10 protein-coding genes and 1 pseudogene are annotated in these 13,008 nt (G+C 68.5%); 4 read left to right on the forward strand and 7 right to left on the reverse strand.

Features of this window, described 5'->3' with window-relative positions:
• Positions 1–51: 51 nt before the first annotated feature.
• The gene (locus TSH20_RS09640) at positions 52–909 is read right to left on the reverse strand and encodes a transporter substrate-binding domain-containing protein (protein WP_247874444.1); all 858 of its coding nucleotides are present in this window, start codon (positions 907–909) and stop codon (positions 52–54) included.
• Between the two features lie 113 nt (positions 910–1,022).
• Complete coding sequence (locus tag TSH20_RS09645; RefSeq protein WP_109074519.1) at positions 1,023–2,495, reverse strand: dynamin family protein; 1,473 nt, start codon at positions 2,493–2,495, stop codon at positions 1,023–1,025.
• A gap of 149 nt (positions 2,496–2,644) precedes the next feature.
• Here TSH20_RS09645 and TSH20_RS09650 point away from each other — a divergent pair, with 149 nt between their 5' ends.
• Both TSH20_RS09650 and TSH20_RS09655 read left to right on the forward strand, forming a co-directional pair.
• On the forward strand, positions 2,645–3,364 hold the full coding sequence (locus TSH20_RS09650; protein WP_247871285.1) for a hypothetical protein: 720 nt from the start codon (positions 2,645–2,647) through the stop codon (positions 3,362–3,364).
• Positions 3,365–3,905: 541 nt separating this feature from the next.
• Positions 3,906–4,157: pseudogene (locus TSH20_RS09655) on the forward strand (helix-turn-helix transcriptional regulator); the annotation flags it as partial.
• 631 nt (positions 4,158–4,788) lie between these two features.
• Here the strand turns inward: TSH20_RS09655 and TSH20_RS09660 are convergent.
• Positions 4,789–5,433 (reverse strand): DUF882 domain-containing protein, encoded by a 645-nt coding sequence (locus TSH20_RS09660; protein WP_109074521.1) that lies wholly within the window; start codon positions 5,431–5,433, stop codon positions 4,789–4,791.
• 380 nt (positions 5,434–5,813) lie between these two features.
• Here TSH20_RS09660 and TSH20_RS09665 point away from each other — a divergent pair, with 380 nt between their 5' ends.
• Positions 5,814–7,133, forward strand: coding sequence for a L,D-transpeptidase family protein (locus TSH20_RS09665; protein ID WP_109074522.1), 1,320 nt, complete (start codon positions 5,814–5,816; stop codon positions 7,131–7,133).
• A gap of 5 nt (positions 7,134–7,138) precedes the next feature.
• Here the strand turns inward: TSH20_RS09665 and TSH20_RS09670 are convergent, their stop codons facing one another.
• Positions 7,139–7,525 (reverse strand): DUF2934 domain-containing protein, encoded by a 387-nt coding sequence (locus tag TSH20_RS09670; RefSeq protein ID WP_247874449.1) that lies wholly within the window; start codon positions 7,523–7,525, stop codon positions 7,139–7,141.
• Between the two features lie 310 nt (positions 7,526–7,835).
• On the opposite strand from TSH20_RS09670, the gene TSH20_RS09675 reads away from it, so the two are divergent.
• Positions 7,836–9,473: a polysaccharide deacetylase family protein gene (locus TSH20_RS09675; protein WP_109074524.1), complete on the forward strand. Its 1,638-nt coding sequence runs from the start codon at positions 7,836–7,838 to the stop codon at positions 9,471–9,473.
• A 27-nt stretch (positions 9,474–9,500) separates the two neighbouring features.
• Here TSH20_RS09675 and TSH20_RS09680 read toward each other — a convergent pair whose 3' ends face one another.
• The 3 genes from TSH20_RS09680 to TSH20_RS09690 all read right to left on the reverse strand — a co-directional run bounded on the left by TSH20_RS09680 (position 9,501) and on the right by TSH20_RS09690 (position 12,997).
• A complete protein-coding gene (locus tag TSH20_RS09680) occupies positions 9,501–9,863 on the reverse strand; it encodes a hypothetical protein (RefSeq protein WP_109074525.1) in 363 nt (120 codons plus the stop codon).
• Between the two features lie 139 nt (positions 9,864–10,002).
• Positions 10,003–10,353 (reverse strand): hypothetical protein, encoded by a 351-nt coding sequence (locus TSH20_RS09685; RefSeq protein ID WP_109074526.1) that lies wholly within the window; start codon positions 10,351–10,353, stop codon positions 10,003–10,005.
• 592 nt (positions 10,354–10,945) lie between these two features.
• Positions 10,946–12,997, reverse strand: coding sequence for an amylo-alpha-1,6-glucosidase (locus tag TSH20_RS09690; RefSeq protein WP_109074527.1), 2,052 nt, complete (start codon positions 12,995–12,997; stop codon positions 10,946–10,948).
• Positions 12,998–13,008 lie beyond the last annotated feature (11 nt).

A 13,008-nucleotide genomic window follows, 5' to 3' on the forward strand; every position in this document is an offset into this window, starting at 1 on the left:
GACCGGAAAATCGCCCCGGTCGCCGCAAAGACCGCGCAAAACCGAGGGAAATCAGGGAAGAGGCTGAACCGTGTGGGCGGCCAGCAGCCGAAGGTAAACCCCCTGCTGTTTCAGCGTCTTCAGCCCGTCGTTGAAGGCGGCGACCATCGCTTCGGCCCCCGGCGTGGCCCGCCCCACCACCAGATGCAGGGTCACCACGGCGAAGGGCCGCTCCGATACCCGGATTTCTTCGGCCAGACCGGCACGGGCGATCGCCGCGGCGGCGCTGTATTCGTCGATCACCAGGGCGTCGGCCCGGCCCGTCGCCACCATGCGCATGCAGGCGCCGAGGTCCGACGGCGTGTGCCGGGTCAGCCGCCCCAATTGCACCAGCTCTTCCAGCTCGGCCGGCAGGGCGTAGCCGGCCGGCTGGCAGACCGTCCGCCCGCGGAAGTCCGTCACGCCACCGGAGTCGCCGCCGGGCTTGCCGGCGGCCCCACCGTCATGGAACTCCATCGCCGACCGCTTCGACAGATAGACGAACTGCCGCACCTCGATCACCGGGTCGGAGAACAGCACCTCGCGCTCCCGTTCGGGCGTGCGGACATAGGGGAAGGTGGCGAGGAAACGGCCCAGGACCACGCCGTCATAGCCCCGCTTCCACGGCATGAAGCGCACATCGTAGCGGCGCCCGCCGACCGCGAAGGCCTGGCGGACCAGCTCCGTCACCAGACCGCCGCCCGGCAGATCCTCGCCGGTGTAGGGGGCGTAGTCATTGCCGGTCACCAGATCCAGGCCGGTGTAGGGCGCCGGCACCGGGCCGGATTGCGTTTCCAGCGCCGATGGCCGAGCCGGCGCCGCGCACAGAAACAGCCCGGCCATGACGGCGCCCAGCGCCGCCCGTCTCACCCCGCCTGCCGAATCCCGCAAGTCCACTGGTCGTCCACCGGTGAGTCCCGCGCCGCCGTCCGGCGGGCGAGCGCAGATCTAACGACCCATCCGTTGCGCTGTAAAGGGTGGCCGAGGTCCTATGCGGCCCGCGGTCATTCCGCCGCGGCGGCCGGGCCGGGCGCGGCTTCCCGGGCGCGGCGGCCGGCCGGGTCGGTGTAGAGGTCATTGACGCGCTGGACATGCACCGCCGTCGCCTCGCGGATGGCGAAGATCGCCCGGCGGGCCCGCCCGCCCCAGCCGGCCGGCTGCTTGGCGAAGATCGAACGGAAGAAGCGCGTGTTCTTCAGGAAGGCCGCCCGCAGGTTCAGGTCGACGTCGCCGAAGCGGTCGCTCAGGGACGCGGCGATGCGGCGGGCGAAGAACTGGCGGATCTTGAAGTGCCCGGCCAGGAACAGCCCGCCCACCAGCACGGCGGTGCCGATCAGGTGCAGCGGCAGCCCGCCGTCGGCATTCTCGAACAGCCAGCCGAGGAAAGCGCCGAAGCCGCCGCCCACCGTCTGCACCACCGTTCCCAGCAGAGCCAGGAGCAGGACGCCCCAGACCACGTCGCCGGTCAGCACGCGGCGGCGCCACGTCGCCATCGCCTCGCGCAGCTTGGGCAGCACCTCGCCCTCCAGCTCCTTGGTCAGGCTGTCGATCGAGCCGATGATGCGGTAGGCGCGGGCGACCTCCACCTCGTTGATGCGGGTGTGGATCTCGGCGAGGTCGTGGTCGCGGCGCGCCTCGTAGCGGGCGCGGCGGCCGTCATCCTCGATGTCGACGGCGGAGCGCTGGTCATAGATGGCGTAGAAGCGGCCCGACACCAGCCCGGCCTGGGCGATGGCGCGCTGCCAGGCGCCGAACACCGCCTCCAGATTGTCCTCCTTGGCGGTGGTGTCGACCTGATTGAGGATGTAGCAGACCTTGCGGGCGTCGGCGCGGTTGACCGTCTTGGCGACCAGATGGCGCAGCGTGTCCTGCATGGCGCCCGGTTCGGGATGGCGGGCGTCGAAGAACACCAGCACGAGGTCCGACAGCTCGACGATATGGTCCACCAGCCGCAGGACGGAGCGGCGCTGGTCGTCGGCGTCGAAGCCCGGCGAATCGATGAAGATCTTTCCCTTGGTCCGCGGGCCGGCCAGCGTCTTCAGCTGAAGGTAGTTGTCGATCCGCTTGCCCTCGCCGGCCGCCACCTTCTCGATCTCGTCGGCGATGCGGTAGAACGGAAAGCGCGGGTCGGCGTTCAGCGCGGTGCCGGGCAGCGCCTCCTTGCGGGTCTCCGGCCCGTGGCAGATCACGGTGAACTTGTCGTCGACCGCCTGATTGCCGGTGTTCTGCAGCACCTCGCCCAGATAGCCGTTGAGGAAGGTCGACTTGCCGGCCGAGAAGGTGCCGAGCACCGCGACCATCGGCCACCAGGGAATGCGGGTGGTCAGCGATTCATGGCGGTCGATCAGCCCAAGCCCGGCCAGGATGCGGTCGAAGGCGCGGAAGGTCGGAAGGACCGGCAGCAGGTTGGGGTTTTCCGCGCGCAGATGGGCATCCAAGGCCGCAAGGCGCTGCTGAAGGGCTTGCCGGGGGGTCATGGGCGGGCGAATTCCACTGTTGCACGGGCCGGGAAGACGGGCCGGAGAGAGGACGGCGGCCCGAACAAGGACGGCCTTTCTCTAGCACGGGCGGGACCGGCACCGGATATGAAATCTCCCTCATCATCCATGCGGAGACTCCGGCCGGGGTGTCCGACCGGGCGCGGGAACATGGCGGGCGGCCGTTGCGTTTCCTCGCGATGGACGACACCGACGGCAACCGCGACAGCCCCTCCACCTCCGTGCCCTCCGGGTCGGAGCAGGAGCATCGGCTGACCGCGGAGGAACTGGCATTCCTGCTGCGCGACCCGATGCTGCAGGCGCGCGAGGCGGAGCGCGCCGCCCGCTCCAACCGCAGCCGCACCGAACGCCGTGCCGCCGACCCGGCCTATGCCGAGCGGCTGCGCGCCGGCGACCGCGAGCGCCAGCGGCGACGGCGGCGGCGCGACTCCATCGGCCGTCCCGAACCGCCGGAGCAGCCGGCCACCGCCCTGCCCGACCTGACCCAGGCGCAGGCGGCGGAGCGGCTGGCCGACCACCTGAACCGCTGCGCCTCCGCCCAGGCGGCGCAGCTGCGCGCGCGGCCCGACCGCATCCGCCTCTATGCCGAGGCCTTCGTCGCCTACCGCACCCTGTCGGCCGACGGTGTCCGCCCGACACGCGGCGCGCTGGCCGCCCTGCTGAAGTCCCGCTTCGGCCGCAGCGTCACTCCGTCGCAGGTCCAGAAGCTGCGCGACCATGTGGAGGGGTTTGCCGCCGCCGGTGGCCCGTGGGCGGTGCCGCCCGCTTCCAGGTCCGCTGCTGCCCGGACGGCGATTGGGGGCAAGGCCGATACGGATGGTCACGCTCCACGGCCCTCGCGGCCCTGATTCCGCCCTGTCGGATGCCGATCGGCGCCGCGCAAATATAGTTAATTATGTATTAACGATGGTCCGACCAACGATGACGGCCCCTGGCGGCCGGCCGCCGGTGCGTGACGCCGTGTATCGGCCTGTCGAACAGAAGTTGTTCTGCAATCGTCCGAATATTTACCACAACCAGAAGCTTTCTGATCACCATTTGTGGCGGTAAAAACCCTATCCGGTCACGATCGTCGAATTCCTGTAAACAAAAAGCTGTCGACCCAACCATTGGGCGAACCGGAAGATTCCGGCATTTCCGCAAAAGGGTTGAATGCAGGGATCGGACAAGCCCTTCTGGCAATTGATCCTCATCGCCTGCGAAATAATACAAAGCTGTAACACGACAACTCTCGCGAATGCTGCGGCACCATCGATGCCTATCGGAATATGGCGACCGTGTACCAATATTCAAAAGTTTTCTCTTGAACATCCCCAAGGAATGTGTGAACAATCTTTTCATTCTCGCAAAGAGAGGCTGCGAAAGACTGGGCATCGGAGACCAATGGACATGAGTGAACCGACGGCGCGCAAAAGAGGACGACGCGGATCGCCGGAATCCTGGTCCGTGGACGCCCATGTCGGGCAGCGCGTGCGGATGCGCCGGACCCTTCTGGGAATGAGCCAGGAAAAACTTGGCGAGGCGATCGGCCTGACCTTTCAGCAGGTTCAGAAATACGAACGCGGCTCCAACCGCATATCGGCCGGAACCCTGTACCGTCTTGGACAGGTGCTGGATGTTCCGGTGAGCTTTTTCTTCGACACCTACAACGATGCCGGCGGCCTGCGCCGCTCCCGCGGCGGCTTTCAGGAGTCGGACGACGACGACACCCAGATCAGCCGGCGCGAGGCGCGGCTTCTGCGCCTGTGGCGCGCCGCCCCCTCCCATGTGTCGGACGAGATGCTGTCGCTGCTCTCCGCCCTGTCACCGGAAATCAAGGAGCCGCCGGAAGGCCCCGACGAGGGCGAGGACGGCGATCCCGACTCCTCGACGTCCCAGGACCCGATGCAGTCATCCAATGGCGGCAGCAGCCTGGCGGGCAGCGAAATCGTCGCCGCGGCCCCGGAGAGGGAAAGCGCCCGCAAGGCCGGCCGCACCGTCCGCAGCGATGCGCCACGGGTCAAGCCGGTGAAATCCGCCGACAGCTCCAGCGAGAGCAAGGCGCGCCGCCGTCATGGCGCGGTTTGGGACCCGACCGACATCCTTCGTGCGACCAAGCCGTCGCCGCGAAGCTGAAGGCGGCAGGGCTACAGGGCGACCGGCAGGCCGCCGGCACATCATCCGCATAGCAAAAAGGCTCCGCATCGGTCGATGCGGAGCCTTTTTGCTTGGAATGGTTTTCCATGGAATGGCGAATCCGGGGTGTCGGCTGAGACAGCCGATAATCCGATGCCTACCAGCTGCGAACCGGGCCGACGTCGAGATGGACGAAACCGCTGCGCGGGTAATAACCGACGCCGCCCGACTGCATCGACTTCGCCAACTCCGAGATGGCGCGCAATTGGGTGTCGGGCAGGCGGATGTCGATGGCCATGCCGCGGGTGTGATAGCTTTCCTTCGCCACCCCGCGCGACCGGCGCCGCGCCATCGCATTGGTGCGGCGGGAGCGGTAACCGCAGATCACTTCGAACGGATCGTCCGACCCGACGCTCTGGTGAACGCGGGCGAGCAGGTCGAACAGGCGCGGATCGTAACGGCAGACCTGCTTGGCCCGATGGTCGCGCAGCAGCACGTCCAGCTTGCGCAGCGCATCCGGCTTGTAATGGCCGTCGGCCCAATAGACGCCGTCGAACCGCTCCTGCGTGTTGATGTTGTGCAGGCTGATGCGCCGGACACTGCCGGCAAGGGGAGCGGCCTCCGCGCTGCCCGACCCCAGAAGGACCGGCGCCGTCGCCACACCCGTCGCCACGCTGGTGGCGACCCCCGTCATCAATCCCGAAGCGGCCGGAAGGGCCGACGTTACCGCCGCGGCGGCAAAACCCAGGAACCCGCGCCGACCGATGGCCGGAGCGGCACGCTCGTCATCCCCCAAATGCATCCCCGAACCTCGTCGTTTTACGTTTTTGGCCGTTCTACGCTGTGGCCGTTCGGCGTTTGGCGGGTCGCTTGGCGCCCGCGGCTGGTATAACCTTATGACCAACGCTGGTCCGAAGCGTCCCGTCTGGTGTGAATCGTCTCCGGACGGATATCCGTATAAGGAAGGTCATCGGTCGAGGCAACCAAAAAATTTTGCACTGTGACCTTCTTGCATAGGCGGGTCATAGGACGGCGGCAGGAAGATCACACCGGGAGAATGATCGACGGAATTTCGCGCTGCACGCCTCGCCTTCCATTATTGCGTTGCATAAATTGTTCGAAAGGGCCGCGGCGCGTTCATTCGTACGCACAGCCGGCCCACTGTGACAGAGGGTATCCGACATGACCGTTTCCGCCGACCTCCGCAAGCCCCGCAAGCTGGCCATGCTGGCGCTCGCTGCCGCATCGGCTCTGGCGCTGCTCGGCGTCGGCCCCGCGGACGCCCTGCCCTACCGCGACACGCTGACGCAATGGGCCGACCGGCTGGACGCCGCCGCCGTGGAGTTGGACCGCAACCCGGTGCAGCCGTCGACCCGGATCGGCGAAGGCGGCCTGATGAAGCTGGGCAGCAGCGGCGAGCGCGTCGGCCGGCTGTCGCAGCGGCTGGTCGAACTCGGCCTGCTGCCGGCGGACAAGGTGTCGAACCTCTTCACCACCGACATCGATCGTGCGGTCAAGGCCTTCCAGCTCGCCCAGCGGATGAAGCCGGACGGTCTGATCGGCGCCGGCACCCGCGCCGCCCTGGACCGCACGCCGGCCGAGGCCGCGGCTCTGATGCGGCAGAGCGCCGTCGCGATGCGCAGCTTCCGCGACACCGCCCCGGACAATGTCCTGGTGGTGAACCTGACCGACCAGACCACCACGCTGGTGCGCGGCGGGGAGGAGGAGCTGACGATGCGCGCCATCGTCGGCCGGCCGTCGCGCGAGACGCCGCTGCTGACCGACCGCATCACCCACATCATCGTCAACCCGACCTGGACCGTGCCGCCCACCGTCCTGAAGGAAGACAAGCTGCCGATGCTGCGGGCGAAGGGCGTGCCCGGCATCCAGAACGCCATCGTCTATCTCGACGGGCAGGAGGTGGCGCCGGAAACGGTCGACTGGCACGACGTCTCGCCCGGCCGGGTCCGTATCGTGCAGCAGCCGGGCGACCACAACGCGCTCGGCCGCTTCCGCTTCAACCTGACCAACCCCTACGACATCTATCTGCACGGCACCAACGAGCCGCGGCTGTTCGCACGCGAGCTGCGCTCCATCAGCTCCGGCTGCGTCCGGCTGGAGGACCCGCGCCGGCTGGCGGAGCTGCTGCTGCAGGGAACCAGCGTGACCCCGGCGCGGATCGACCGCATGCTGAACAAGCCGCAGCCGCAGTGGGTCAAGCTGCCCACGCCGATGCCGGTTCAGTTCGTCTATTGGATCGCCACGGTCGAGGCCGACGGCGCCGTCCGCCTGCATCCGGACATCTACGACCGCCTGGACGACGTGCCGGTCGGCGCATCGGCCCCGGCGGTGGAGCCGGCGCCCGGCTCGCTTCCGGCCGTCGCGCCGGCAACCGCCCCGGCGGTAACGCCGGCCGACACCGGCCGCGCCGCCATGCCCGAGGGCAGGAGCGGCACGGCAGAGGGGACGGCCGGCGGCACGGCGGAAAAGTCCCGCGTCTGAGGGGGCTATCCCCGGCGGCGCGTCTTCTTGCTGCGGTTGGGCGGGACGGCGGTGGAGGCCGCTTCTTCCGGCGTCGGCCACGCATCACGGTCGCCGCGCATCGGAATGCCCATCTCGTCGCCCTGGTCGGCGAGGCCGGGCTGTTCGCCCTGATTGGCGATGCTCAGCACCGGCTCCACCGGCTCGGTGCGCATCGCGGTCGCTTCCGGACCGCCGGCCGGGTTGGGCTTCAGCGTGTCGCGGTAATTGTCCTGGATCGCGATCTCCTCGCTGGCCAGTTCCCAATGGGCGGCGTCGCGGCCTTCCGGCCGGCCTTCGCGCTCCCAGATCTCATGCGCGCGCCGACGGATGCGGCTTTCCAAATCCTCGGCCATACGGGTCTTCTCCTTCACGGGTGGGCCTTCCAGAGGGGGTTGCGGACGCGGCCCACGGCGCCTGTTCCGGCGCCCGGCCGCTCCGCCTGTCCCCTAATGAACCCCGCCGCTCCCCCGCCGGTTCCGGCATGCCTCTCCACCCGCCTTTGCCCACCCCTTGGGCATGCCCGGTGGCGGCACCGTTTCCGAACGGCAACGCCCCTGTGAAAAGCGGCGGAGCCGCCACATTTTCGCCGCTTGTCGTTTGAATTAACCCCATCGGGATGATATTGCACCGCCATCAACCGGCGGTCCGCAGATAGTGGCTGGGCCAAGCGACGGGACCGATATGTTGCGCATTTCCTGGCCGAACGCCGCATCCCACAGTTCCAGCCTCCGGGTGGCCGACAGCCGCCGGGGCCGGGGCCTCGCGCTGGTCCTGCCGGCGCGCGGCCAGGGCTCCGGCGGGCTGCTCAAGGTCGCCCTGCTGGCCTGCGCGATCGCCTTGCCCGCCCTGCCCTCCCACGCCGCCGAATCGCCCGCCAAACGCCAGCCCGTCGCCAAGGTCGAGCAGAAGGCGCCGGCGCCGAACCCGGCCGCCGCCCCAGCCGCAGCCATACCCGACGGCCCGGTCCTGCAGCTGGGCATCTATTCCGGCGACGGCGACGCCTGGTGGAGTTGGAAGAACCTGCAGCGGCGCGAGCATGATCTGACGGCCGGGATGACCGCCTCGGTCATGCTGCTGGACGGCAAGAGCGAGGCCGGCGGCGTGGCGCTTTACGCCCAGGTCGCCAAGGGCACCGATGCACGGGCGCTGTGCCGGCGGATCGTCGGCGCCGGCTTCGGCTGCCTCGTCGTCGACCGCCCGGCCCCGACGGCGACGCCGGCGCCCGTCACGGTGGCTAAGACTGCTCCCGAAAAGACTGCTTCCGAAAAGACTGCTTCCGAAAAGATTGGGCCCGCTCCCGACGTTGCCCCCGTTCAGGCGGCATCGCCGGCGGAATCGGCCTTCGTTCCGTCGCCCGCGACCAAGCCGCCGGCCGTGACCGTGGCCGTCGCCCCGCCGCTGCCCGACAACAAGCCGCCGCAGCCGGCCGTCGAGCGCGAGACGGTGACGACGACGACCACCTCCGTCCTGGCGCCGATCGGCTCCGCCAACGCCGCTCCGCTGCCGCCGCCGTCGGTCGCCGCAGCCTTGCCGCCGGCCGACGGTCTGGTCATCTACAACGAGGAAGATGCCCGCACCATGGCGGACATCGAGCAGCACAGCCGCCGCAAGGGCCGGCTGCGCTCGGTGATGCCGGATTCACGCTACGACGTGATGCCGGCGACGCTGAAGCGGGAGAACTGGAACCTCTGCGCCCTGACCTTCGACGACGGGCCGCACCGCACGGTCACCCGCCAGATTCTGGACATCCTGAACCGCGAAGGCGTGCGCGCCACCTATTTCCCGGTCGGCCGCATCGCCGAACGGCAGGGGGATCTGATCCGCGACTTCGTCGCCGGCGGACATGAGATCGGCAACCACAGCCTGACCCATTCCGACCTGCGCAAGATGGACGCCGCCGGGGCCCGCTACGAGATCACGGAGACCAACCGCATCCTGCGCGAGTTCGGCGCCAATCCGGTGCTGTTCCGCCCGCCCTACGGCCGCTATTCGGACGATCTGCTGACCATCGCGCGGGAGGAGCATATGGGCTCCGTCCTGTGGTCGGTGGACACGCGCGACTGGCAGGTGCGCAATGCCGACAAGATCGTCAGCCAGATCAAGCTGGGCGGCCTGCCGGGCAACGTCTTCCTGATGCACTCCACCTATGCCAGCACGGCGCAGGCCCTGCCCCGCGTGATCGCGGAACTGAAGGCCAAGGGCTGCGAATTCGTCACCCTGTCGGAATGGCTGGAACGGGCGCGCGTCCTGGCACTGCCGAAGATCGTCAACGCCGGCATGCCCTCGCCGGTGGCCGGAACGCCCACGGACCGCCAGTAAGGGCCGCTTGCGCCCTTACCGGGGCCCTTACCGGGCGGGCTTGCCGTCCTGCTTCTTGCGGTTCTGGGCGTATTGGCGGATCACCGCATCGACTTCCGTCGGCAGGATCGTCCAGGTGGCGCCGATGGTGTCGCCCTTGATCTCCACCACCGCGACGGTCGCGTTGAAGGTGAATTTGCCGGCCGGATCGTCGACCCGCACCGACACCTTGGCGTTCTGACCAACGATCAGCGACCCGTCGAAGCCGCGGGCAACGAAGCCCTTCGGCGTCAGCGACACGATGGGAAAGCTCTTACCGTCGCACTGGATGACGCTGACCGGCATGCGGCCGGCGGGCTTGGACGGCTTCTTGTCCTTCACCGCGACCTTCAGGAAATCGAAAAGCCCCATCCCGCGCCCCCGGAAAACCGCCCCGGATCACCGGGAGGAAGGGCGAATGCCGCCCTCACCCGCGATTAAACGCGGACATGCTTCGTGGAGCAACGGAAACCTGATCGGGAGGAATCCTGGGGAATCCTGGGGAAGCGCATCAGCGGCGGACGGACTCCTGCATGGCGGCCCAAGCCCGCTGCGCCCGCCTGACGGACAGCAGCGCGAAGGGCAGCAGGGTCACCAGGACCACCGCCATCCCGACCATGACCGACAAGGCTCCCAGCGCATCGGAGGCGGGAAGCCGGGCCACCAGCCCGGCCAGAAGATGCAGGATCAGCGCCCCCAGCACCGACACCGCCAGCAGCGGACCGACGACGGCCGGCAGCAGGCCAAGGGTGCCACGCCGCGAACGCCCGGCAGTGCCGGCCGCAGCGGCATCCTCCGCCGCCCATCCCGACCGGCCCGCCGGGTACGGCATGCCGGCGACGCCCCGCACAACGCTCCGCATTGGCACCTCCGCTCTGGCTGTCTCTCCGCACTCCGTACGGCCGCATTTCGAAGATCCGCCCGGATTACCGCCAGTCGGAGTACCGAGAGAACCGATGCGGGAACTATAGGATGCTTTCTCCGGCCTGGCTAAAATCCAATACGATTACCCCCTTGCGCAGAGCCCCACCCCTGCCCCGGCCCAAAGCATGGGCATCGAAAGTATAGGTCTGGCCAGCAGGCACGACGGGAGGCATGGCCGCCGGCAAAGCCGACGGTCTCCACAGAGGCTGTGGATAACTGTGTGGGCAAGCCGTGGGCAGTCCCGATTCGCGCTAGGCGATTCAAGGGGGCTACGGTGTTTGCCCAAAAATCAGGCAAATAACGTAAGCGCCTGATTTATAAAAGAAAACCCTGTTTTTTGGCTCTTGGAGCCCTGGCCGCGTGTCAACCGAAATCTGTCACATTCCGTCAGACCCTGCGATTTCACACCCTGTTGTGCCCTGTTGACAACTGCTCCCAAGGGCATTCCACCATCGTTGCGGGTGGGGCGGCCCTGATCGGCCGCCCTATGACCTTCGGAAAGGTGGGGTCTCCGCAACCGCCTGAACCCTTCAGCTCTCCGTCTTCGCCCAACAGCGCAGAACCTCCGCCACGCTCCAGGCCTGGGAGATGCAGCCGCGCGGGGTGAAAGGTGCCTCGGCGTCGAAGATCTCGCTGATGGTGCCGATGCCGGCCTCGTCCAAATGCGGCAGGAAGCCCTCCAGCAGCCGCCGCGCCCCCGCCTTGTCCTCCGGGTGCAGCTTCAGCCACGCATCGACGTAGGGGCCGATCAGCCAGCCCCAGACGGTGCCCTGGTGATAGGCGGCGTCGCGCGCCCGCAGGTCGCCGAAATATTTCGCCTTGTAGTCGCGGCAGCCCGGCGCCAGCGACCTCAAGCCCACCGGGGTCAGCAGGCGGCTGCGCACCGTCTCCACCACCGGCTCCCACCGCTCGCGCTCCAGCACCGGATGGTCGAGCGAGACGGCGAAGATCTGGTTGGGCCGGCAGGCGATGTCGTCGCCATGCTCGCCATCCACCACGTCGAACAGGTGGCCGGCGGACGGGCACCAGAAGCGCGCGTTGAAGGAGGCGTGGGCCTGATCGGCCAACTCGCTCAGCGGACGGGCGGCGGCCTCGCCGTCCTCCTCGCGCAGCCAGCCGGCCATCAGCCGCAGGGCGTTGTGCCACAGCGCGTTGATCTCCACCGCCTTGCCCCGCCGCGGCGTCACCACCCAGTCGTCGACCTTGGCGTCCATCCAGGTCAGCTGGTAGCCCTCCTGCCCCTGGCGCAGCAGCCCGTCCTTCGGATCGACGCCGATGCCGAACCGGGTGCCACGGCGGTGGAAGTCGATCACCTCGCGCAGCTTGGGCAGCAGCAGGCGCAGCGTGTCGCGGTCGCCGGTGGCGCCCAGATAGCGGTGCAGCGCGTGGAAGAACCACAGCGTCGCGTCGGCGGTGTGGTACAGCCCGCGGTCCTTGCCGTCGGGGAACATGTTGGGGATCAGGCCGTCGCGGATGTAATGGCCGAAGGTGTGCAGGATCCAGCCCGCCTCCAGATGCCGCCCGGTGGCCAGCGTCAGCCCTTCCAGCGCGATCATGGTGTCGCGGCCCCAATCGGTGAACCAGTGGTAGCCGGCGATCACCGTCCGCACCTCGTCGCCTTCGGCCCGCGCCCGCATCTGGTCGGCGACCCGGCCGGCCGGCACGAACAGGAAGCTGTCGGCGGACAGCACCAGTTCCGCCATCGCCCCGTCGCGCAGGGCGGGATGGGCGTTCTGGATGATGCGGCGGCGGCGCTCCGTCTCGAACACCAGCACGTCGGCCGGCGGCAGCGCCTCCAGCCGCCACCAGTCCTCGGTCGCCGCGGCGAAGGTGATGCTCTGGCCGGGACCGACCTCGCCGCTGAAATAACCGGGCGTCCACAACGAGCCGCGCGCCTGATAGCCGCGTTCGTCCTCCACCCGGTAATAGACGTCGCGCCGGATGCCGCCGTCGAGCGTCATCGGGAAATCGCCGCCCTCGATCGCCATGCGCAGCACCGGCAGGTCGGGACCGGCGGAAACCTCGTAGCGCTGCCCGGCCGCGGTGATGCGATAGGCGCCGGCCAGCGGCCGATCGACCGCCGATTCCAGCGTGCGGAAGGCCATCACCGGCCGCAGGCGCAGCTGCACCGGCGCCTTCGCCTCCATCACCCGGTAGGTGACATGGACGATGTTCTGGCCGTGCGGCAGGACGACCTGCTTTTCGATCACCGCCCCGCCGGCGCGGAAACGCCAGACCGGCAGTCCGGCCTCCATGCGGAATTCCTGCAGGGCGGCGGTCTGCCCCTCCTCCCCCGCTTCGCCGCCCGCCGGATCGCCACCGGTATCGCGGCAGCTCAGGCGAAAACTGCGGCCGTCGCCGTCGATGACCACGTCGCTCAACTGGCTCAGCATCAGCACGCGGCCGAGCGGGGCCGGCAATGCCGCGATCAGCAGTCCGTGGTAGCGCCGCGTCACCGCTCCCGATACCGACCCGGAGGCATAGCCGCCGAGACCGTTGGCGACCAGCCATTCACGGGTTTCGGCACCTTTCGGACCGGTGTTCAGAACCTCGCGCGACAGGGTGCGGACGAAATCAGCCATGGGGACCTACG

It is taken from the genome of Azospirillum sp. TSH20, assembly GCF_003115935.1.
Lineage (GTDB): Bacteria > Pseudomonadota > Alphaproteobacteria > Azospirillales > Azospirillaceae > Azospirillum.

Excerpts from the sequence above, each read along its gene's own strand:
- TSH20_RS09645 (WP_109074519.1), bottom strand. The coding sequence starts at position 2,495 with ATGACCCCCCGGCAAGCCCTTCAGCAGCGCCTTGCGGCCTTGGATGCC.
- TSH20_RS09660 (WP_109074521.1), bottom strand. The coding sequence starts at position 5,433 with ATGCATTTGGGGGATGACGAGCGTGCCGCTCCGGCCATCGGTCGGCGC.
- TSH20_RS09665 (WP_109074522.1), top strand. The coding sequence starts at position 5,814 with ATGACCGTTTCCGCCGACCTCCGCAAGCCCCGCAAGCTGGCCATGCTG.
- TSH20_RS09675 (WP_109074524.1), top strand. The coding sequence starts at position 7,836 with ATGTTGCGCATTTCCTGGCCGAACGCCGCATCCCACAGTTCCAGCCTC.
- TSH20_RS09680 (WP_109074525.1), bottom strand. The coding sequence starts at position 9,863 with ATGGGGCTTTTCGATTTCCTGAAGGTCGCGGTGAAGGACAAGAAGCCG.
- TSH20_RS09685 (WP_109074526.1), bottom strand. The coding sequence starts at position 10,353 with ATGCGGAGCGTTGTGCGGGGCGTCGCCGGCATGCCGTACCCGGCGGGC.
- TSH20_RS09690 (WP_109074527.1), bottom strand. The coding sequence starts at position 12,997 with ATGGCTGATTTCGTCCGCACCCTGTCGCGCGAGGTTCTGAACACCGGT.